At 70.7% G+C, this 20,354-nt stretch carries 18 protein-coding genes; 15 read left to right on the top strand and 3 right to left on the bottom strand.

Going from position 1 to position 20,354, the window contains the following annotated elements; all coding sequences use genetic code 11:
* The first annotated feature begins 59 nt into the window (after window positions 1-59).
* The 4 genes from hutU to hutI all read left to right on the top strand — a co-directional run bounded on the left by hutU (window position 60) and on the right by hutI (window position 5,720).
* Window positions 60-1,718, top strand: coding sequence for a urocanate hydratase (hutU, locus tag AB0E24_RS38085; RefSeq protein WP_079153734.1), 1,659 nt, complete (start codon window positions 60-62; stop codon window positions 1,716-1,718).
* A 119-nt stretch (window positions 1,719-1,837) separates the two neighbouring features.
* Window positions 1,838-3,025: an allantoate amidohydrolase gene (locus AB0E24_RS38080; protein WP_093700454.1), complete on the top strand. Its 1,188-nt coding sequence runs from the start codon at window positions 1,838-1,840 to the stop codon at window positions 3,023-3,025.
* On the top strand, window positions 3,016-4,488 hold the full coding sequence (locus AB0E24_RS38075) for a formimidoylglutamate deiminase (RefSeq protein WP_435865367.1): 1,473 nt from the start codon (window positions 3,016-3,018) through the stop codon (window positions 4,486-4,488). Before AB0E24_RS38080 ends, AB0E24_RS38075 begins: the two co-directional genes overlap by 10 nt.
* 44 nt (window positions 4,489-4,532) lie before the next feature.
* Window positions 4,533-5,720, top strand: coding sequence for an imidazolonepropionase (gene hutI / locus AB0E24_RS38070; protein ID WP_069873356.1), 1,188 nt, complete (start codon window positions 4,533-4,535; stop codon window positions 5,718-5,720).
* Window positions 5,721-5,859: 139 nt separating this feature from the next.
* Here hutI and AB0E24_RS38065 read toward each other — a convergent pair whose 3' ends face one another.
* Window positions 5,860-6,807, bottom strand: a complete 948-nt coding sequence (locus AB0E24_RS38065) for an RNA polymerase sigma factor SigF (RefSeq protein ID WP_069873353.1) — start codon at window positions 6,805-6,807, stop codon at window positions 5,860-5,862.
* Between the two features lie 261 nt (window positions 6,808-7,068).
* On the opposite strand from AB0E24_RS38065, the gene AB0E24_RS38060 reads away from it, so the two are divergent.
* The 6 genes from AB0E24_RS38060 to AB0E24_RS38035 all read left to right on the top strand — a co-directional run bounded on the left by AB0E24_RS38060 (window position 7,069) and on the right by AB0E24_RS38035 (window position 12,583).
* Window positions 7,069-7,437 carry an STAS domain-containing protein gene (locus tag AB0E24_RS38060; protein WP_069873351.1) on the top strand — a complete coding sequence of 123 codons (369 nt, stop codon included), beginning with the start codon at window positions 7,069-7,071 and terminating at the stop codon, window positions 7,435-7,437.
* A gap of 183 nt (window positions 7,438-7,620) precedes the next feature.
* Window positions 7,621-8,130 (top strand): ATP-binding protein, encoded by a 510-nt coding sequence (locus AB0E24_RS38055; RefSeq protein ID WP_069873349.1) that lies wholly within the window; start codon window positions 7,621-7,623, stop codon window positions 8,128-8,130.
* A 185-nt stretch (window positions 8,131-8,315) separates the two neighbouring features.
* Window positions 8,316-9,083, top strand: coding sequence for an LPXTG cell wall anchor domain-containing protein (locus tag AB0E24_RS38050; RefSeq protein ID WP_069873345.1), 768 nt, complete (start codon window positions 8,316-8,318; stop codon window positions 9,081-9,083).
* A 26-nt stretch (window positions 9,084-9,109) separates the two neighbouring features.
* Entirely contained in the window at window positions 9,110-10,132 is a 1,023-nt protein-coding gene (locus tag AB0E24_RS38045) for a COG1470 family protein (RefSeq protein ID WP_359384164.1), read from the top strand.
* Window positions 10,129-11,187, top strand: a complete 1,059-nt coding sequence (locus tag AB0E24_RS38040; protein ID WP_232637979.1) for a hypothetical protein — start codon at window positions 10,129-10,131, stop codon at window positions 11,185-11,187. Before AB0E24_RS38045 ends, AB0E24_RS38040 begins: the two co-directional genes overlap by 4 nt.
* 1 nt (window position 11,188) lies before the next feature.
* A complete protein-coding gene (locus AB0E24_RS38035; protein ID WP_174885189.1) occupies window positions 11,189-12,583 on the top strand; it encodes a hypothetical protein in 1,395 nt (464 codons plus the stop codon).
* 128 nt (window positions 12,584-12,711) lie between these two features.
* Here AB0E24_RS38035 and AB0E24_RS38030 read toward each other — a convergent pair whose 3' ends face one another.
* Window positions 12,712-14,238, bottom strand: coding sequence for a peptide MFS transporter (locus AB0E24_RS38030; protein WP_232637981.1), 1,527 nt, complete (start codon window positions 14,236-14,238; stop codon window positions 12,712-12,714).
* A gap of 327 nt (window positions 14,239-14,565) precedes the next feature.
* Here AB0E24_RS38030 and AB0E24_RS38025 point away from each other — a divergent pair, with 327 nt between their 5' ends.
* Window positions 14,566-15,246 (top strand): response regulator transcription factor, encoded by a 681-nt coding sequence (locus tag AB0E24_RS38025; RefSeq protein WP_014061218.1) that lies wholly within the window; start codon window positions 14,566-14,568, stop codon window positions 15,244-15,246.
* Between the two features lie 31 nt (window positions 15,247-15,277).
* Window positions 15,278-16,528 carry a sensor histidine kinase gene (locus tag AB0E24_RS38020; protein WP_069873336.1) on the top strand — a complete coding sequence of 417 codons (1,251 nt, stop codon included), beginning with the start codon at window positions 15,278-15,280 and terminating at the stop codon, window positions 16,526-16,528.
* A 42-nt stretch (window positions 16,529-16,570) separates the two neighbouring features.
* Here AB0E24_RS38020 and AB0E24_RS38015 read toward each other — a convergent pair whose 3' ends face one another.
* Entirely contained in the window at window positions 16,571-17,101 is a 531-nt protein-coding gene (locus AB0E24_RS38015; protein WP_069873334.1) for a GtrA family protein, read from the bottom strand.
* Between the two features lie 159 nt (window positions 17,102-17,260).
* Between AB0E24_RS38015 and AB0E24_RS38010 the strand changes: the two genes are divergently transcribed.
* From AB0E24_RS38010 to AB0E24_RS38000, 3 genes are all read left to right on the top strand, one after another.
* Entirely contained in the window at window positions 17,261-18,409 is a 1,149-nt protein-coding gene (locus AB0E24_RS38010; RefSeq protein ID WP_102934871.1) for a 5-(carboxyamino)imidazole ribonucleotide synthase, read from the top strand.
* Window positions 18,406-18,930: a 5-(carboxyamino)imidazole ribonucleotide mutase gene (purE, locus tag AB0E24_RS38005; RefSeq protein WP_069873330.1), complete on the top strand. Its 525-nt coding sequence runs from the start codon at window positions 18,406-18,408 to the stop codon at window positions 18,928-18,930. The genes AB0E24_RS38010 and purE overlap by 4 nt, the downstream gene beginning before the upstream one ends.
* A 219-nt stretch (window positions 18,931-19,149) precedes the next feature.
* On the top strand, window positions 19,150-20,343 hold the full coding sequence (locus AB0E24_RS38000; protein ID WP_359384154.1) for a dipeptidase: 1,194 nt from the start codon (window positions 19,150-19,152) through the stop codon (window positions 20,341-20,343).
* Window positions 20,344-20,354: the final 11 nt, after the last annotated feature.

Genomic DNA, 20,354 nt, shown 5'->3' with positions numbered 1-20,354 from the left:
ATTCATCGGCATCAAGATGTGAATATCTCGATCCAGTCGATGGCAGGGAGGCTTGGCCCATGACAGGACCGCGACCCGTACGGGCGCCGCGTGGTGCGCAGCTCAGCGCTCGGGGGTGGCAGCAGGAAGCCGCCCTGCGCATGCTCCAGAACAACCTCGATCCGGAGGTCGCCGAGCACCCGGACAAGCTCGTCGTCTACGGCGGCACCGGCAAGGCGGCCCGCGACTGGCGCTCGTTCGACGCCATGGTCCGCACCCTGCGCACGCTGAAGCAGGACGAGACGATGCTGGTCCAGTCGGGCCGCCCGGTGGGCGTCATGCAGACGCACGAATGGGCGCCGCGGGTGCTGATCGCCAACTCCAACCTGGTCGGCGACTGGGCCAACTGGGAGGAGTTCCGCCGCCTGGAGGCGCTGGGCCTGACCATGTACGGCCAGATGACCGCGGGCTCCTGGATCTACATCGGCACCCAGGGCATCCTCCAGGGCACCTACGAGACCTTCGCGGCCGTGGCGGCCAAGAAGTTCAACGGCACCCTGGCCGGGACGATCACCCTCACCGCCGGCCTCGGCGGCATGGGCGGCGCCCAGCCGCTGGCGGTCACCATGAACGACGGCGTCGCGATCTGCGTCGACTGCGATCCGCGCGCCATCGAGCGCCGTATCGAGCACCGCTACCTCGACGTCCGCGCCGACAGCCTGGACCATGCGCTCCAGCTGGCCACCGAGGCCCGGGACGCCCGGCGCCCCCTCTCGATCGGCGTGCTGGGGAACGCGGCCGAGCTGGTCCCGCAGCTGCTCGCGATGAACGCCCCGATCGACATCGTCACCGACCAGACCAGCGCCCACGACCCGCTGTCGTATCTGCCGGTCGGCGTGGACTTCGACGAGATGGCCTCGTACGCCGCCGAGAAGCCCGCCGACTTCACCGAGCGGGCGCGCGAGTCGATGGCCCGGCATGTCGAGGCCATGGTCGGCTTCATGGACGCGGGCGCCGAGGTCTTCGACTACGGCAACTCCATCCGCGGCGAGGCCAAGCTGGCCGGCTTCGAGCGCGCCTTCGCCTTCCCCGGCTTCGTGCCCGCCTACATCCGGCCGCTCTTCTCCGAGGGCAAGGGCCCCTTCCGCTGGGCCGCCCTCTCCGGCGACCCGCGGGACATCGCGGCCACGGACAAGGCGATCCTGGACCTCTTCCCGGAGAACGAGTCGCTGGCCCGCTGGATGAAGATGGCGGGGGAGCGGGTCCACTTCCAGGGGCTGCCCGCCCGTATCTGCTGGCTCGGCTACGGCGAGCGCGACAAGGCGGGCGAGCGCTTCAACGAGATGGTGGCCGACGGCACGCTCGCCGCACCGCTGGCGATCGGCCGTGACCACCTCGACTGCGGCTCCGTGGCCTCCCCGTACCGCGAGACCGAGGCCATGCTGGACGGCTCGGACGCGATCGCCGACTGGCCGCTGCTCAACGCCATGGTCAACGTCGCCTCGGGCGCCTCGTGGGTCTCCATCCACCACGGCGGCGGCGTGGGCATGGGCCGCTCGATCCACGCGGGCCAGGTCACGGTCGCCGACGGCACGGCACTGGCGGGCGAGAAGATCCGCCGGGTGCTGACGAACGACCCCGGCATGGGCGTGATCCGCCACGTGGACGCGGGCTACGACCGCGCGGACGAGGTAGCCCAGGAACGAAACGTCCGGATCCCCATGAGGGAAGCGGAGTGAGCGTTGTGGGCAATCGTTCCGCGGAGGGGGTACCTCCCAGCGGTAGCTGGGGGAGGAACGGGTGGGCACAACCCACCCACCGGGCGTCAGCCGCGCACGAAACCCCGTCGTTCCACGACATGTGGCGCGACCTGACCCCCATCGGCCGCAACACCACAACAAACGGCTACCGCCGCTACGCCTGGACGGAAGCCGACGCGGACTGCCGAGAGTGGTTCAAGGCACAGACAGAAACCCGCGGCCTCACCTACGAAGTGGACCGCAACGGCAACCAATGGGCCTGGCTGGGCGACCCCACCGCGGGGGACGCCGTGGTCACCGGCTCCCACCTGGACTCCGTCCCCGACGGCGGCGCCTTCGACGGCCCGCTGGGCGTCGTCTCCTCCTTCGCGGCCCTCGACGAGCTGCGCGCACGGGGCGCCCGCCCCACCAAACCCCTCGCCATCGTCAACTTCGGTGACGAGGAGGGCGCCCGCTTCGGCCTGGCCTGCGTCGGCTCCCGGCTGACCAGCGGCCGGCTCAGCGTCGAGCAGGCGCATGAGCTGCGCGGCGCGGACGGGCTGAGCCTCCCCCAGGCGATGGAGCGCGCCGGTTACGACCCGGACGCGATCGGCCCCGACCCGGAGCGGCTGGCCCGTATCGGCGCGTTCGTCGAGTTGCACATCGAGCAGGGGCGTGCGCTGGCGGACACGGCCGACCCGGTGGGCGTGGCCTCCGCGATCTGGCCGCACGGCCGCTGGCGGTTCGACTTCCACGGCGAGGCCAACCACGCCGGGACGACCCGGATCGAGGACCGCCGCGATCCGATGCTCACCTACGCCAACACCGTCCTCGCGGCCCGTAAGAAGGCCAGGATCGCCGGGGCGCTGGCGACCTTCGGCAAGGTCAGCGTGGAGCCGAACGGCGTCAACGCGATCGCGAGCCTGGTCCGCGGCTGGCTGGACTCGCGCGCCGCCGACGAGGAGACCCTGGCCGCCGTGGTCGGCGAGATCGAGCGCGCCGCGGTCGAGCGGGGGCAGCGCGACGGGGTGGACGTCCGGGTCACCCGGGAGTCCTTCACCCCGGTCGTCGAATTCGCCCATGATCTCCGGGACCGGCTGTCCGGGCTGCTGGGCGGGGTTCCGGTGCTGCCGACCGGGGCCGGGCACGACGCCGGCATTTTGTCCGCGTCCGTTCCGACGGCCATGCTGTTTGTAAGGAACCCCACCGGCGTCTCGCATTCACCCGCGGAGACGGCGGGCGAGGATGATTGCCTCGCCGGTGTGGCCGCACTCGCGGAGGTACTGGAGGGCCTGGCGTGTCACTGACGGCGCAGACGTACTGGGCGGAGCACGCCTGGGTGAACGGAAGCGTGCGGTCGGACGTGGTGATCGTGGCCGCGGCCAATGGGCGGATCACGGCGGTGGTGCCCGGGAGCCCGCGGCCGCCCGCCGGTTCCGTCACCCTCCGTGGTCTGACGATCCCCGGTCTGGCCAACGCCCATAGCCACGCCTTCCACCGGGCCCTGCGCGGTGTCGTACAGGCGGAGGGCGAGGCGGGCGACTGGGCGGGGGACGAGGACGAGGCAGGGAACGGGGCGGGGAGCGAGGCGGAGGGCGGGGCCGAGGGCGATACGGCCGGGCGGGCGGCCCGGCACGGCAAGGGCGCGCCGGACTCCTTCTGGACCTGGCGCGAGGTGATGTACGGGGTCGCCGACCGGCTGACCCCGGACAGCTACTTCGACCTGGCTCGCGCCGTCTACGCCGAGATGGCCATGGCCGGGATCACCTGTGTGGGGGAGTTCCACTACCTCCACCACGCACCCGGCGGCATCCGCTACGGCAACTCCAACGCGATGGGGGAGGCCCTGATCGCGGCGGCGGCCGAGGCCGGTATCCGGATCACCCTGCTGGACACCTGCTATCTCTCCGCCGGTTTCGGGGCCGAGCCCAACGAGCACCAGCTGCGCTTCTCCGACGGCACGGCCGAAGCCTGGGCCGAGCGGGTCTCCGGGCTGAAGGGCGACGGCAACACCCGCATCGGCGCGGCGATCCACTCGGTGCGGGCCGTCCCCGTCGACCAGCTGGCGACGGTGTCCGGCTGGGCCCAGGAGCGCACGGCGCCCCTGCATGTGCACCTCTCGGAGCAGACCGCCGAGAACGACGCCTGTGTGGACGCACACGGCTTCACCCCCACTCGGCTGCTCGCCGACCACGGGGTGCTGGGCCCGCGGACGACCGCCGTGCACGCCACCCATCTCACCCCGGGTGATATCCGACTTCTGGGCCATGCCTCGACCGGTGTCTGTATGTGCCCGACCACCGAGCGTGACCTCGCCGACGGGATCGGCCCGGCCGTCGAGCTCCAGCGCGCGGGCTCACCGCTCTCGCTGGGCAGCGACAGCCATGCCATGATCGACATCCTGGAGGAGGCCCGCGCCATGGAGCTCGACGAGCGGCTGCGCACCCGCGCCCGTGGCCACTGGACCGCGGCCCAGCTGCTGCGGGCCGCCACCGTGGACGGCCATGCGGCGCTCGGCTGGGGCGCGGACGCGGGCCGGATCGAGGTGGGCGCGCTCGCCGACCTCACCACGATCGCGCTGGACTCGGCGCGCACCGCGGGGCCGCCGCCCCGGCTGGGCGCCGAGACCGCCGTATTCGCGGCGACCAGCGCGGATGTCCGGCACACCGTGGTCGGCGGCCGCCATGTCGTACGGGACGGGACCCATCAGCTCGTCCCCCGCGTACCGCAAGCGCTGGCCGAGTCCATCCAAGCCCTGCACGGCTGGTGACCCGGCCGCCACCGCCACGGCCGACGAAGGAGAGCACCCCCACGATGACGACCGCGACGACTGCGCCGACCACGACCGCCATCACCGACATCGCCGGTCTGGTCACCAATGATCCCTCCCTCGGTGCGGGCCCCCTCGGCCTGATCAAGGACGCGGCCGTCGTCATCGACGGCGACCGCATCGCCTGGGTCGGTGAGTCCAGCAAAGCACCCGCCACCGACAACCGGGTCGACGCCGGTGGCCGGGCCGCCATTCCGGGCTTTGTGGACTCCCACTCCCATCTGGTCTTCGCGGGCGACCGGACCGAGGAGTTCAACGCCCGGATGTCCGGCCGCCCGTACAGCGCGGGCGGGATCCGCACCACCGTGGCCGCGACCCGCGCGGCCTCGAACAACGTGCTGCACGCCAACGTCGGCCGCTATGTGGCCGAGGCGCGCCGCCAGGGCACCACGACCGTCGAGATCAAGTCCGGTTACGGGCTGACCTCGCGGGACGAGGCCCGCGCCCTGACCATCGCCGCTGTCCACACCGACGAGGTGACCTTCCTCGGGGCGCATATCGTCGCTCCCGAGTTCGCCGACGACCCGGCCGGGTACGTGGATCTGGTCACCGGCCCGATGCTGGACGCCTGCGCCCCGCACGCCCGCTGGATCGATGTCTTCTGCGAGCAGGGGGCCTTCGACGGCGACCAGGCCCGCGCCATCCTGACCGCGGGCCAGGAGCGCGGGCTGATCCCGCGGGTCCACGCCAATCAGCTCTCCTACGGCCCCGGGGTGCGGCTGGCGGTGGAGCTGGGCGCCGCCTCCGCCGACCACTGCACCCATCTGACCGATGACGACGTGGACGCGCTGGCCCAGGGGGAGACGGTGGCCACGCTGCTCCCGGGCGCGGAGTTCTCCACCCGCTCGACCTATCCGGACGCGCGCCGGCTGCTGGACGCGGGCGCCACGGTCGCCCTGTCCCCCGACTGCAACCCGGGCTCGTCCTTCACCAGTTCCATGCCGTTCTGTGTCGCCCTGGCGGTGCGGGAGATGGGGATGACGCCCGACGAGGCGGTGTGGGCCGCCACGGCCGGTGGGGCGCGGGCCCTGCGCCGTACCGATGTGGGCCGGGTGAGCCCGGGGGCCCGCGCCGATCTGGCGCTGCTGGACGCCCCGTCCCATGTGCACCTCGCCTACCGCCCCGGCGTTCCCCTCATCTCGGCGGTGTGGCTGGGCGGCACCCTGATCTGACGGTCCGGCACCCCGATCTGACGGCCCGGCAGCGCACGACGGGACACGAATCCGACGGAGACGCCAATAAGGGCCCGTGACGCGAATAAGGGCCCGTCCCGGTGATCCGGGGGCGGGCCCTTATCCGTCTGCGGAGGCGTCACTCCTCGATCATCAGACCCTTACGGAGCCGACGGAGGGTGCGCGACAGCAGCCGCGATACATGCATCTGGGAGATGCCCAGCTCCTCACCGATCTCCGACTGCGTCATATTGGCCACGAAGCGCAGGGAGAGGATCTTCCGGTCGCGGGCGGGCAGATCGGCGATCAGCGGCTTCAGGGACTCGACGTACTCGATGCCTTCGAGCCCGTGGTCCTCGTATCCGATCCGGTCGGCCAGCGCTCCCTCGGAGTCGTCCTCCTCCGGCTGGGCGTCCAGCGAGCTCGCGGTGTACGCGTTGCTCGCGGCCATGCCCTCGACGACCTCGGCCTGGGTGATGTCCAGCCGCTCGGCCAACTCGCGGACGGTGGGGGCGCGGTCGAGCCGCTGGGCCAGCTCGTCGCCGGCCTTGGCCAGGTCGAGACGGAGTTCCTGAAGCCGCCTCGGCACGCGCACCGACCAACTGGTGTCGCGGAAGAAGCGTTTGATCTCACCGACGATCGTCGGCATCGCGAAGGTCGGGAACTCCACGCCCCGGCCAGTCTCGAAGCGGTCGATGGCCTTGATCAGGCCGATGGTGCCGACCTGGACGATGTCCTCCATCGGCTCGCTGCGGGAGCGGAACCGGGAGGCGGCGAACTTGACCAGCGCCAAGTTGAGCTCGACCAGGGTGTTACGCACATAGGCGTACTCGTGGGTGCCTTCCTCCAGCACCTGGAGACGTTCGAAGAGGGTCTTCGACAGAGCCCTCGCGTCCACCGGTGCTACCGTGTCATACGGGGGTATCTCCGGCAGATCGGACAATTCCGGCAGTTCATCGAAGAGATGGCCAACGGCCGCCGGGGCGTCAGCGTCGGGGGTGAACTGCTCGGGCAGGGGGGCCGACGAAACGGTGGTCCGAGTACTCCCCGAGGGTTCGGTACGCGTGTCGTCGAGGCGGGGTGACATAGTCTCCTCCATCGTTCTCGGCATATGGCTGCCGGTGCCATAACGTGCTGCTCCGGTGAGCGGCGCCTCCAAAGCCGGTCCGTAAGCGGGTGTGACCCTCTACGCCTACCTGCATCGGCCACCAAGTGGCAAGTCCACGTTGTCCATATTTGCCGAATTTGCCGAACTATGCGAAATGTTCGGCTACCAGGGGGCCGGGTAGAAGGCGTAGGGTTCGATGCGCGCAATCGAAAGCAACGAGACGCCAGAAGAGGTGCGCAGATGGACCGCGGGATGGTCGGCAGCGCCAGTAAGGGCCGACTTCAGGTCGAGGTTCGGCACCATGGGGCGAGTGCGGTCGTCACGCCGGCGGGTGAGCTTGACCACCACACCGCAGAAGTGCTGCGCGAGCCGCTCGAGAAGTGCGTGGAGGGGGGACGTGTCCGGCTGGTGGTGGACTGCTCGAAGCTGGAGTTCTGTGACTCCACCGGGCTCAACGTCCTCCTCGGTGCCCGGCTCAAAGCCGAGGCCGAAGGCGGCGGCGTCCATCTGGCCGGGATGCTCCCGATCGTTGCCCGGGTGTTCGAGATCACGGGTGCGGACGCCGTCTTTACGGTGCATGAGTCGCTTGACGCGGCCCTTGTCGAGTGATGTAGCTCACTCCTGTTTCCGGCGTGTCATCGGTGGGTCATCGATGCGTTGCGCGCGTCACATCGGTGGGGCGGAAGTAGTGGGTGTTCTCACGCTATGGCCGGGCAGGAGACAGGCTGAAACTGTTGAAGAGATCAGGTATCCCTTGTCCCTGAATCGGTGAATCGGTGAGGTGAAGCGCTGATGAGCACCACCCGGCCGTACCCGCCGGGCGACCGCGGCCCGGATCCGGACGGCCCCGCCGCTTCGGCCTCCCCACCGGCTCCCCCGACCGCCGGCCCCATCGGCCAGATCCGCAGACTCCGTCTGATCGGAGCCAGCGGGGCGGTGCCGCGCGCCCGCGACTTCACCCGCCAGGCGCTGCGCGACTGGGGGTGGCTTCCGGCGTCCACCGCCGACCACCGGGCCGCCGCCGAGGACGTTCTGCTCGTCGTCTCCGAGCTGGTCACCAACGCCTGTCTGCACGCCGAAGGCCCGGAGGAACTGCGCGTCAGCTGCAACGCCAAAGTGCTCCGCCTGGAGGTCGTGGACCTCGGCACCGGTACGCCCGCCCCGCGCACCCCGCACCGCGCCGGGCGGCCCGGTGGCCATGGCATGTTCATCGTCCAGAGGCTGTGCCTCGACTGGGGGGTCGTGCGCAACGTGGAGGGATCCGGCAAGACGGTCTGGGCCGAGCTCGCCGCGCCGGGATGAAGAGCGCGGCTCAGGCCCCCCGCTCCCATCCCCTCCACCTGTTTTTCACCCGCGCTTCCCCCCGTTTCACGCCGATCCGGCGTGCTCTTTGTCTTCCCTTGACAAGGTCCCCGGCGTACCGTCAGCGCCCAATCTGATGTGCCGTCAGTTACTTTCGGCTGCGGCGCTTGACGAGAGGGGAACTCGTGGTGTCCCGCAACCAACGCCGTCCGGCCGGCCGTGGCGGCGCCCTCACGCTCGCGGCGGCCCTGGCCGGCTCCGTGGTACTCCTCACCGCCCCGGCCGCGCACGCCGAAACCGTGGACGTCGACTACCAGTGCAAGACGCCGATCGGCGACAAGAGCGCCGTATCGCCCATCGACATCAAGAGCGTCGCGAGCGGCGGCGCCTACAAGCTCACGATGTCCTTCGAGAAGGGCGTCTCCTCCAGCCCCGTCGAGCTCGGCAAGGGCGCCATGCACCCCAGCGCGCTCATCAAACTGGGCGGCGCGGAGAGCGGCACGGTATCGGTGTCGGGGCCCGCCAACGACAAGGCCATCCCCGCCAACACCCCGATCAAGATCAGTGACCTGTCGGGCACCTACACCCCCAAGAAGAGCGGAAAGGTCACCTTCACCGCCTCGACCCTCACCATCAAGGCGCTGGGCACGACCACGACCTGCACCCCCGGCAACAACCCCAAGCCCTCGCTGACGCTGGACGTCAAGGCGGCGGGCGGCGGCGGGGACTCCGGCTCCACCGGCGGCACGGGCTCCACCGGCGGTACGAGTGCGGGCGGCACGGGCGGGTCCGGCGGCTCCGGCGGGGCGCAGGGCGGCTCCGGCAACGACCAGCTGCCGCAGACCGGCCCGACGGACTCCGCCGTCGCGCTCGGCACCCTCGGCGGCACGGTGCTGCTCGCCGGGGTGGCCGGGGCGCTCTGGCTGACCCGCCGTCAGCGTCCGACACCCTGACCCGCGCGGCATCCGAGGAGCCGCCGATGCCGTCGCGTATCCGTGCAGCCGTCCATGCCGTCCATGCCGTCCATGCCGTCCACGTCGTCCACGTCGTCCACGCTGTCGTCAGCTCCGCCGTACGACCAGCCGTGGGGCGGGCGTTCGCCCCGGTGCTGCTGGCCGCGTGCCTGGTGGCCCCGGCCGCCCCTGCGTCCTGGGCCGCCACGGCTGCCGCCGCCGGTCCCGACTGGTCGGCGGCTCCCGCCGCCGGTGGCGGCGGCGCACCGGGCGCGGGCGACCGGCCGTACATCTACCTCGAAGGCGGACCGGGCGCCGTGCTCGAGGACAAGCTCTCCGTCACCAACCGGAGCGAGCGCCCCCGCACCGTCCGGCTGCGCGGCGGCGACGGCGCCCCGATCGCGCTCGCCGAGCGGCGGGTGACGGTGCCGCCCCGCACCCGCGCCGACATCCCCTTCACCGTCACCGTCCCCTCCGACGCGGTGCCCGGGGAACGCCCCGGCGCGGTCATGGTCTCCTCCGGCGGCCGCGAGATCGCGGTGCGGCTGCGGCTGAGGATCAGCGGCGCGACGCTGTCCGCCCTCTCCGTCGAGGACGTGACCGTCCAGGGCCGCGGCGACGGGGCGGCCATCCGCTACGCCCTCGTCAACCGCGGCAACACCGTGCTGACCCCACGGCTCGCCGTACGCGCCGATGGGCTCTTCGGCCAGGTGCTGCGCCGCGACCCGCGCACCCTGCCGGTCGAACTGCCGCCCGGCAAACGGGTCCGGCTCACCGAGAGCTGGCCGGACCCGCCCGTCCTCGACTCGGTGGACGTACGGCTCACGGTCACCGCGGGCGGGGGCGCGCACGCCACGGCGACCGCCGGATACACGGCCGCCTCCTGGTGGCTGCTCGCACCGGCGGCGGCCGTCCTGGTGGGCGCCGGCGGAGGCGTCTGGCTGCTGCGCGGACGACGGAGCCGAGGCCACACCCCGCGACCGCGGCCGCGACCGGAGCCGCAAGCGCAGCCGCAACCGGAGAGCACAGGGGCAGGAGCGACCACGTGAACGCACGCCGATACGCAGCCACCCCGGCCCGGCCCTCCGCCGTGGTCACCGTGCTGGCCCTGGTCCTCCTCACCCTCGGCGCGCCCCTTACGGGCGGCGCCGCGGCGGCCGACGGCCCCACCGCGAAGGTCTCCAAGGCCGAGGCGGGCACGGGCGGCACGGTCACCGTGAGCGGCGCCCGATGGCGGCCCCGTGCCCTGCTCACCCTGCTGATCTGCGGACAGAACATGATCGGCGGCACCAACTCCTGCGCCAACGGCGACGGCAGGGCGGTCACCGTCGGCGCGGACGGCACCTTCACCAAGAAGCTGCCGGTCGCCGAGCCGCCCAAACCCTGCCCCTGTGTCATCCATATAGCGACCGTCACCGGTGAAGCCGCCGCCGCGGACGTGGCGTTCAAGGTCGCCGGACATTCGGTGGCGCCGCTGCCGAAGGAGCGGACCGGAGGCGAGCGGCTGAGCGTGCTCTCGGCGCGGCTCGACGGGTCCAGCGGGCTGCTGACCTGGTTCGGCGCCCCGCCGAGACGGCAACTCGTCGTCACCGTCGGCAATCTCGGCTCGACCCCGGCCCGCGATCCGGTCTTCGACGTGGGCACCTCGCACGGCGTCTTCGCCCCCTCCTGGGAGGAGCAGCGCTGGCGGGGGACGCTCCAGCCGGGGAAGAAGAAGCAGGTCAAGCTGGACGTCGAACTGTCCGCCGGGGCCCATGGCGACTATCTGGTCTCGCTGCGCTACGGCCAGAAGCTGCTGGTCGAACAGCCGTGGGCGGTGGGACGGCCCTGGGGCGTCACGCTCTTCTGGGTCCTGCTGTGTGTGGTGGTCTCGGCGTCGGTCTTCCGGATCGGCATGGCCGTCGTGGACAAGCTACGGCCCCGTACGGCCCGAGCCGCACCACCGCCCCCGTCCGCGCCCCCGTCGTCAGGACCGGCCGCGGCGAGCGGCGCGCGTCCGGCGCTGCCCTGGTTCACCCCGGACACCGCGCCGGAGCCAGGGCCGCGCCTCCAGATTTCCGCACCGTCCGAGGAGATCCGACCGACCCCGAAAGGAACCACGTGAGATGCGACCAAGAGTGAGTGCGGCCGCCGTCGCGCTGCTGCTCGGCGGTGCGGGCGTGCTGCTCGGCGCGGGCAGCGCGGAGGGCGCCGAGGTCTCGTACAAGACCGAGTGCTTACCGCCCCCCATCTCCGGTCTGCCCCCGGTGGAGGGCACCACGACCGTGGCCGTCACGGCACCGGAGACGGCGAAGGTCGGGGACGAGGTCGAGGTGGTGTGGAAGACGGTGCAGGCCGCCTCCAAGAACCCGCCGATCCTCGACCTGGAGGCCGACACCGTGCTGCCGACCGGCACCGTCACGGTGGGCGGCGCACAGACCGGCGAAGTGTCCATGGAGGGACCGCGGGAGAACCCGGCGATCCCCAAGGGCGCTGAGATGAAGCTCTCCGACATGAAGGGGAAGCTGAAGCTCACCAAGGCGGGCGAGGTGACGCTGACGCCCGGCGGCTACAACATCAACGTCAGCAAGCCGCTGTCCACGGACACCAAGTGCTCGGCGAAGGAGGACGTCAAGGCCGCCGCGACCATCAAGGTGACGGACGGCGGCAGCGGTCCGGGCGGCACCACGAGCGGGACGACCAGCGGTACCACCAGTGGTACGACGAGCGGGACGACCAGCGGAACCACAAGTGGCACCACGAGCGGGACGACCAGTGGCACGACCGGCGGCTCCACGAGCGGTACCACCAGCGGCACCACCGGTGGTGGGGGCGGCGGAGGCGATTCGTACACCGGTAAGGAGATTCAGGTCCCCTACGCCTGCAAGACCCCCATCGGCGACAAGAACGCCACCTCCCCGGTGCAGATCAACGCCACCAAGAGCGGCGGGAACTTCGAGCTGACCGTCAAGTTCGGCAAGTCCGTGATGGACAGCCCGGCCGATATCCCCGCCGATTCGGTCAAGCCGTCGATGGCCGTCAAGGTCGGCGGTGCGGACAAGGGCACCGTCGCCGTGGCGGGGCCCACCAACAAGGAACCCATCAAGTCCGGTGATCCGATCGAGATCCCCGACCTCACCGGCACCTACAAGCCGGGCGCGAGCGGCAAGTCGACGCTCAGCCCCGGGGTGCTGACGGTCAAGGCGCTCGGTACGACCACCACCTGCACCCCGTCCAAGGACCCCGGTGTCTCGCTCGAACTGGACACCACCGGCCAGCCCGGCGGCACCACCGGCGGTGGGTCGACCGGCGGCGGCAGCGACTCCGGCGGCGGCACCTCCGGTGGCGGCGGCACCTCGGGCAGCGGCGGTTCGGCCACCAGCGGCGGGCTCGCCGACACCGGTGCGAGCGACCACGGCGGGCTGAAGGCGCTCGCCCTGATCGCCGGTACCACCGTTCTGCTCGGCGGCGCCATCTTCACCCTCACCCCGTGGCGCAAGCTGCGCGGCACCACCCGCTGAGCCCGTAGAACCGCCGTACGGAACGGCGAAAGACCGCCGTACGGAACGGCGAAAGACCGCCGTACGGAACGGCGAAGGGCCCGGCGCGGACCTCCCCGCGCCGGGCCCCTTCGTGGCCTCCAGGGACGTCAGTGCACGTCGGCCATCAACGCCACGACCTTCTTGCGGTACATGAAGACCGCGAAGCCCGCGAGCGCCGCCAAGGCGGCCTCCAGCGCGATCACCCCGACCCCGCTCAGATCGACCCCGGCGATGGACAGCAGCCCGGTGACACAGTCGCCCGCGGTCACCGCCAGGAACCACACGCCCATCATCTGGCTGGCGTACTTCGCCGGTGCCATCTTGGTGGTCACCGACAGGCCGACCGGCGAGAGGCACAGCTCGCCCATCGTCTGGATCATGTAGATCGACACCAGCCACAGCGGGCTGACCTTGGTGCCGTCCTGGGCCATGCCCATCGGCACGACGAAGACGAAGAACGAGGCACCGACCAGGACCAGGGCCATCGCGAACTTCAGCGTGGTGTTCGGCTCCCGGTCACGCCGCGCCAGCCACAGCCACAGCCAGGCGAAGACCGGGGCCAGCGCCATGATCATCAGCGGGTTGACCGACTGGAACCACGACGACGGGAAGTGCAGCCCGAAGATCGTGTCCGCGGTCTTGGAGTCGGCGAAGGCCGACATCGTCGAACCGCCCTGGTCGTAGATCATCCAGAACACCGCGGCGGCCACGAAGAACCAGATGTAGCCGCTCACCTTGGTCTGCTCGACCGCCGAGAGCTCCCGGTCGCGCTTGATCCGGATCAGCACCCCGGTCGGGATGATCAGGCCAAGGATGGTGATCGGGATCAGCACCCAGTTGAGGGTCCAACTGCCGCTGAGCACCACGCCGGTGTAGAAGACCGCGGCGACGATCAGCCAGATCATCGCCTTGCGCAGCCAGCCGCGGCGCTCCTCGGCCGCCAGCGGGGTCGGGACGACGCTGCTCTCCGCGTTCAGATGGCGGGTGCCGATCAGGAACTGCGCCAGACCCAGCGCCATGCCCAGTGCGGCGAGCGCGAAGCCCAGGTGCCAGTTGTAGGACTGGCCGACGGTGCCGATCACCAGCGGGGCGGCGAAGGCACCCAGGTTGATGCCGATGTAGAAGATGGTGAAGCCGCCGTCCCGGCGCGGGTCCTGCGGACCGTCGTAGAGCTGGCCCACCATCGTCGAGATATTGGCCTTGATCAGACCGGAGCCGAGCGCCACCAGGCCGAGACCGGCGAAGAAGGTCGCCTGGCCGGGGACGGAGAGCGCCAGATGCCCGGCCATGACGATCCCGGAGGCGATCACCACCGTCTTGCGGGGACCCCAGACCCGGTCGCCGAACCAGCCGCCCGGCATGGCCAGCAGATAGACCATGGCCAGATACACCGAGTAGATGGCCACCGCGTTGCCCTCGGTCATCCCGAGTCCGCCGCCCTGTCCGCCGACCTTGGCGTCGGGGCCACCGGAGATCAGATAGACGACGAGAAGGGCCCGCATGCCGTAGAAGCTGAACCGCTCCCACATCTCGATCATGAAGAGAGTGGCCAGGCCCCGGGGGTGGCCGAAGAAGGTCTTGCCGCCGGCAGGGGTCCCCTGCGCGGTGGCGCCCTTCGTCAGGCTGGACGCCATGGTGGTGTTTCCTTGTGTGCTCAGAGAGCGCTGCCAGGCGGGGCCAGCGCCCTGGGGGGATGGCTGAGCGACTGAGCGGCCGGGCGTGGCCGGGCCGGTTGTGCCGGCCCCGTCCCGCTCCGGACATGACAGAGACCTTTGGGTGCACCATCGCCACCAAAGGTCCCGGAGGAGTGCTACAGACGTTGTTTCACCATACGACACGTTCTTGACACTCTTGGGGACGGTGAGAGATACCTCACGGGCGGGGGTGTGCAACCTTTCGTGCTCCCTTCGTCGCACCGTACGCGCCCCGTGCCCCGACCTCGGCGGACTACCATCACCCCCATGACCCGAGTACTGCTCGCCGAGGATGACGCATCCATCTCGGAGCCGCTCGCTCGCGCTCTGCGCCGCGAGGGGTACGAGGTCGAGGTGCGCGAGGACGGACCCACCGCGCTCGACGCCGGTCTGCAAGGGGGCGTCGACCTGCTCGTCCTCGACCTCGGCCTGCCCGGGATGGACGGGCTCGAGGTCTGTCGCCGGCTCCGTACGGAGGGCCATGGCTTTCCGGTGCTGGTGCTCACGGCCCGCGCGGACGAGGTGGACACGGTGGTCGGCCTGGACGCCGGTGCCGACGACTACGTCACCAAGCCGTTCCGGCTCGCCGAGCTGCTCGCCCGGGTGCGGGCGCTGCTGCGGCGCGGTGCCGTCGAGACGCAGCAACAGCAGCCGGCCACCCACGGGGTGCGGATCGACGTCGAGTCGCACCGCGCCTGGATGGGCGACGAGGAGCTCCAGCTGACCGCCAAGGAGTTCGATCTGCTGCGGGTCCTGGTCCGGGACGCCGGGCGGGTCGTCACCCGCGATCAGCTGATGCGCGAGGTGTGGGACACCACCTGGTGGTCCTCCACCAAGACCCTCGATATGCACATCTCCTGGCTGCGCAAGAAGCTCGGTGACGACGCGGCCAACCCCCGCTACATCGCCACCGTCCGGGGCGTCGGCTTCAGATTCGAGAAAAGCTGAAAAAGGTGACCAGGGCTGACACGGTAGGGCAATGCGCCGTCGCTTGATCAACTCCACGCTCGCCGTGGTGCTCGTCGTCATCGCGGTCTTCGGCCTGTCGCTGGTGATCGTGGAGACGCGCACCATCGAGAACAGCGCCCAGGAGAGCGTGAGCTCCGACGCCGTGCGCCTGGTCAGCATCGTCGACAGCAGGCTGCTGGGCGGCGAGGGGGTCACCCCCCGGGTGCTGCGCGAGCAGATCGAGCCCGGCCGCTACGCCGTGATCAGGATGCCCGACCACCGCACTGTGGAGATCGGCAAGCGCCCCACGGGCAGTGTCATCTCCGCCAAGGAGACGGGTGAGCAGGGCGAGGTCGTACGGGTCGAGGCGTCCCGCTCCACGGTGAGCCGCGAGATCGGCCGCACCATGCTGATCATCCTCGCGGTCGCGCTGCTGGCCGTGCTCGCCGCGGTCGCCCTCGCCGTGCGCCAGGCGCACCGGCTCTCCGCCCCGCTCACCGATCTCGCGGAGACCGCGGAGCGGCTGGGCTCCGGGGACCCCCGGCCGCGCCACCGGCGCTACGGGGTGCCGGAGCTGGACCGGGTCGCCGATGTCCTGGACGCGAGCGCCGAGCGCATCGCCCGGATGCTCACCGCCGAGCGGCGGCTGGCCGCCGACGCCTCCCATCAGCTCCGTACGCCGCTGACCGCGCTGTCGATGCGGCTGGAGGAGATCACGCTCACCGACGACCCGGAGACGGTCAAGGAGGAGGCGACGATCGCGCTGGGCCAGGTGGAGCGGCTCACCGATGTCGTCCAGCGGCTGCTGACCAATTCACGCGATCCGCGCAGCGGCTCCGCGGTCGCCTTCGACCTGGACGAGGTCGTCAAGCAGCAGATCGAGGAGTGGCGCCCGGCCTCGCGCAGCGAGGGCCGCGCCATCGTGCGCTCGGGCAAGAAGGGGCTGCGCGCGGTGGGCACCCCGGGCGCGGTCGCCCAGGTGCTGGCCACGCTGATCGAGAACTCGCTGATGCACGGTGACGGTACGGTCGCGCTGCGTACCCGGGTCACCGGCAACCAGGCCGTGGTGGAGGTCTCCGACGAGGGGCCGGGGGTCTCGCCCGACCTAGGGGCGCGGGTCTTCGAGCGGACGGTCAGCGGTCGGAACTCCACCGGGCTGGGGCTCGCCGTGGCACGGGATCTGGCGGAGGCGGACGGCGGCCGGCTGGAGCTGCTCCAGCAGCATCCGCCGGTGTTCGCGCTCTTCCTCAGCCGCGAGGCCGAGGACGCCTCGGGCTCCTGAGCGGCCCTGAACCGCGCGGCCGGGCGCTACCTCGCCACCGCGCTACTTTCTGACCGGCTGCGTCCGGCGGTTGGCCTGGGCGGGCGGCGCCTCGGACAGAAAGGCTTCCGCGCGCCCGACGGCATCCCGCGCGGGCAGCGTCTGGAACACCCAGGTTCGGTAGGACCAGAAGCGGAAGAGGGTGCCCAGGCCGATGCCGAGGAACTTGAACACATTGCTCTGGAGCGAGCTGTCCCATCCGAAGCCATAGGTGGCGGTGTAGAGCACACCGTTCTCGATGATCAGGCCGATGGCGCTGAACAGCAGAAAGAGGCTGAGTTCCTTGGTGCGGCCCTGTTTGTCGCGGTCCCGGTAGGTGAAGTACCGATATCCCAGGTAGTTGAAGCCGGTGGCGACCACCGTGGCCACGATGCTGGCCCGCACCACGGGCAGTTCGGTGACGCTGCGCACCAGGTTGAACACCGCGAGATTGACGAAGACGCCGGCACCGCCGACCACCCCGAACTTCGCGATCTCGCGGGCCAGTTGCCCCATCTGGGCGCGCAGCCCACCGAGTGTGCTCCGTTCACTCATGGTGATCGTTCAGCCCCGTCCTGTCGGCGTCAATCACTCCATGCTAACCAGCGGCCGTGCCCCCCGCTCTCCAGACCGCGATCGCGGCCCGGCGGGAATGTCTGGAGGTTCCTCCAACGCAGGTCAGGGCCGGTCGAAGGGGGAAGTTACCCTGGGAGGGTGACATTCCCGGTAGTCGGCATGGTCGGTGGCGGCCAGCTCGCCCGTATGACCCATGAGGCGGGCATCCCCCTCGGTATCAGGTTCAAGCTGCTCAGTGACACCCCGCAGGATTCGGCGGCCCAGGTGGTCAGCGATGTCGTCATCGGCGACTACCGCGACCTGGCCACCCTTCGTGCGTTCGCACAAGGCTGTGATGTGGTCACCTTCGACCATGAGCATGTCCCGGCCGAGCATCTGCGCGCCCTGGAAGCGGATGGCGTGGTCATCCGCCCCGGAGTCGAGGCGCTGTTGCACGCCCAGGACAAGGGTGTGATGCGCGAGCGGCTGTGGAAGGCCGGTGTGCCGTGCCCCCGTCATCGCATCGTGACCGACCCCGAGGACGTCGCGCGATTCGCCGAGGAGGAGGGCGATGGCGATGGCTATCCGGTCGTCCTCAAGACGGTGCGCGGCGGTTACGACGGCAAGGGCGTGTGGGTGGTCCGCGGTGCGGCGGAGGCGGCCGAGCCGTTCCGCGCGGGGGTGCCCGTCCTCGCCGAGGAAATGGTCGACTTCGCCCGTGAGCTCGCCGCCAATGTCGTACGGTCCCCGCACGGCCAGGCCGTCGCCTACCCCGTCGTGGAGTCGATCCAGGTGAACGGGGTCTGCGACACCGTGATCGCCCCGGCCCCCGGCCTCTCCGAGGAGCTGTCCGGCCAGGCGCAGGAGATGGCTCTGAAGATCGCGGCGGAGCTCGGTGTGGTCGGCCATCTCGCGGTCGAGCTGTTCGAGACCCGCGACGGCCGGCTGCTGGTCAACGAGCTGGCGATGCGCCCCCACAACTCCGGTCACTGGACCCAGGACGGCGCCGTCACCTCCCAGTTCGCCAACCATGTACGGGCCGTGCTGGACCTGCCGCTCGGCGACCCCAGGCCGCGTGCGCCGTGGACCGTGATGACCAATGTGCTCGGCGGCGACTACCCCGATATGTACGCGGCGTATCTGCACTGCATGGCGCGCGACCCGGCGCTCAAGATCCATATGTATGGCAAGGACGTGAAGCCCGGGCGCAAGGTCGGCCACGTCAACACCTACGGCGACGACCTGGCGGATGTGCGCGAGCGCGGCCGCCACGCCGCCGACTACCTCCGAGGGACCATCACCGAATGAGCGCTCCTGTGATCGGCATCGTCATGGGCTCCGACTCCGACTGGCCCGTCATGGAAGAAGCGGCCAAGGCCCTCGACGAGTTCGAGGTCCCCTATGAGGTGGATGTCGTCTCGGCACACCGCATGCCGCGCGAGATGGTCGCCTACGGGGAGAACGCGGCGGACCGCGGCCTCAAGGCAATCATCGCGGGCGCGGGCGGCGCCGCCCACCTCCCCGGCATGCTCGCGTCCGTTACCCCGCTGCCGGTGATCGGGGTGCCCGTACCGCTGAAGTACCTCGACGGCATGGACTCCCTGCTGTCGATCGTCCAGATGCCCGCGGGCGTGCCGGTGGCCACCGTCTCCGTGGGCGGCGCCCGCAACGCGGGCCTGCTCGCCGCCCGGATCCTGGCCGCCCACGACCCCGAACTCCAGGCCAAGATGCGCGAGTTCCAGAACGAGCTCAACACCCAGGCCACGGAAAAGGGCAAGCGCCTGCGAGCCAAGGCGAACGGCGCGGGATCGTTCGGCTTCGGCCACTGAACCAACCAGCCCCTCCCGGAATTTCCAGCCCCTCGGGGAAATTCCAGCCCCTCCGGCGCTTGAGGAGCGGGGTCCAGGGGCGGAGCCCCGGCGGGGGCCTGGGGGCGGAGCCCCAAGTTTCGGGAAGGGGCGGGGTGGGGGCAAGCCCGCCGCAGGCGCCGCCCCACCCCCACCCCCGCAACACGTGACTTCGTCACGCCCGGGGGCGAAAATGCCAAGATGACCGATCACCTCGCGCAAGCCCACGACCTGCTGGCCGCAAACCCCGTCGTGGACGGCCACAACGACTTCCCCTGGGCCCTGCGCGAGCAGGTCCGCTACGACCTCGACCAGCGCGACATGGCCGCCGACCTCACCGCGTACACCCACACCGACATCCCCCGCCTACGGGCCGGCGGCGTAGGCGCCCAGTTCTGGTCGGTCTACGTACGCTCGGACTTCAGCGGCGACACCGCCGTCAGCGCCACCCTCGAACAGATCGACGTCGTCCGCCGCTTCACCGAGCGCTACGCGACCACGCTGCGCCCCGCCTTCACCGCCGACGACATGGAGGCGGCGCGGGCCGAGGGCCGCATCGCCTCCCTCATGGGCGCCGAGGGCGGCCACAGCATCAACTGCTCCATGGCCACCCTGCGCACCCTGTACGACCTGGGCGTGCGGTACATGACGCTCACCCACAACGACAACGTCCCCTGGGCCGACTCGGCCACCGACGAGCCGAAGGCACACGGCCTCACCCGCTTCGGCGAGGAGGTGGTGCGCGAGATGAACCGCCTGGGCATGCTCGTGGACCTCTCCCATGTCTCGGCCGACACCATGCGGGACGCGCTCCGGGTGACCGAGGCGCCCGTGGTCTTCTCGCACTCCTCCGCACGCGCCGTCTGCGACCATCCGCGCAACATCCCGGACGATGTGCTGGAGCTGCTGCCCGCCAACGGGGGCGTGGCGATGGCCACTTTCGTCCCCAAGTTCGTCCTGCCCGAGGCGGTCGCCTGGACCCGGGAGGCGGACGAGAACATGCGCGCCCATGGTCTGCATCCGCTGGAGATGACGCCCGCCGCGATGAAGGTCCAGCGCACCTTCGAGGAGACCAATCCGCGCCCCCTGGCCACCGTGTCGACCGTCGCCGACCATCTGGACCATATGCGCGACGTGGCGGGCGTCGACCACATCGGCATCGGCGGCGACTTCGACGGCACCGCGTTCACCCCCGAGGGCCTCAACGATGTCGCGGGCTATCCGAACCTGGTCGCCGAACTCCTCGACCGCCGCTGGTCATCGGCTGACCTCGCCAAGCTGACCTGGCAGAACGCGGTCCGTACGCTGCGCGGTGCCGAGGATGTGGCGCGCACCGCGCAGTCCACGCGCGGCCCGTCCCTGGCGACCATCGACCAGCTGGACGCCACCGAGTAAGGCCGTTCGGC

It is taken from the genome of Streptomyces malaysiensis subsp. malaysiensis (assembly GCF_040653035.1).
GTDB lineage: Bacteria > Actinomycetota > Actinomycetes > Streptomycetales > Streptomycetaceae > Streptomyces > Streptomyces malaysiensis.
Note: the sequence above shows the minus strand (reverse complement) of the source record. Positions and strands in the feature narration are given on the sequence as shown.

Bases quoted from the DNA above. Each gene is read 5' to 3' on its own strand.
- hutU (WP_079153734.1), top strand. From the start codon at position 60: ATGACAGGACCGCGACCCGTACGGGCGCCGCGTGGTGCGCAGCTCAGC.
- AB0E24_RS38020 (WP_069873336.1), top strand. From the start codon at position 15,278: ATGCGCCGTCGCTTGATCAACTCCACGCTCGCCGTGGTGCTCGTCGTC.
- AB0E24_RS38045 (WP_359384164.1), top strand. From the start codon at position 9,110: ATGCCGTCGCGTATCCGTGCAGCCGTCCATGCCGTCCATGCCGTCCAT.
- AB0E24_RS38015 (WP_069873334.1), bottom strand. From the start codon at position 17,101: ATGAGTGAACGGAGCACACTCGGTGGGCTGCGCGCCCAGATGGGGCAA.
- AB0E24_RS38065 (WP_069873353.1), bottom strand. From the start codon at position 6,807: ATGTCACCCCGCCTCGACGACACGCGTACCGAACCCTCGGGGAGTACT.
- AB0E24_RS38035 (WP_174885189.1), top strand. From the start codon at position 11,189: ATGCGACCAAGAGTGAGTGCGGCCGCCGTCGCGCTGCTGCTCGGCGGT.
- hutI (WP_069873356.1), top strand. From the start codon at position 4,533: ATGACGACCGCGACGACTGCGCCGACCACGACCGCCATCACCGACATC.
- AB0E24_RS38030 (WP_232637981.1), bottom strand. From the start codon at position 14,238: ATGGCGTCCAGCCTGACGAAGGGCGCCACCGCGCAGGGGACCCCTGCC.
- AB0E24_RS38080 (WP_093700454.1), top strand. From the start codon at position 1,838: ATGTGGCGCGACCTGACCCCCATCGGCCGCAACACCACAACAAACGGC.
- AB0E24_RS38060 (WP_069873351.1), top strand. From the start codon at position 7,069: ATGGACCGCGGGATGGTCGGCAGCGCCAGTAAGGGCCGACTTCAGGTC.
- AB0E24_RS38025 (WP_014061218.1), top strand. From the start codon at position 14,566: ATGACCCGAGTACTGCTCGCCGAGGATGACGCATCCATCTCGGAGCCG.
- AB0E24_RS38055 (WP_069873349.1), top strand. From the start codon at position 7,621: ATGAGCACCACCCGGCCGTACCCGCCGGGCGACCGCGGCCCGGATCCG.
- purE (WP_069873330.1), top strand. From the start codon at position 18,406: ATGAGCGCTCCTGTGATCGGCATCGTCATGGGCTCCGACTCCGACTGG.
- AB0E24_RS38000 (WP_359384154.1), top strand. From the start codon at position 19,150: ATGACCGATCACCTCGCGCAAGCCCACGACCTGCTGGCCGCAAACCCC.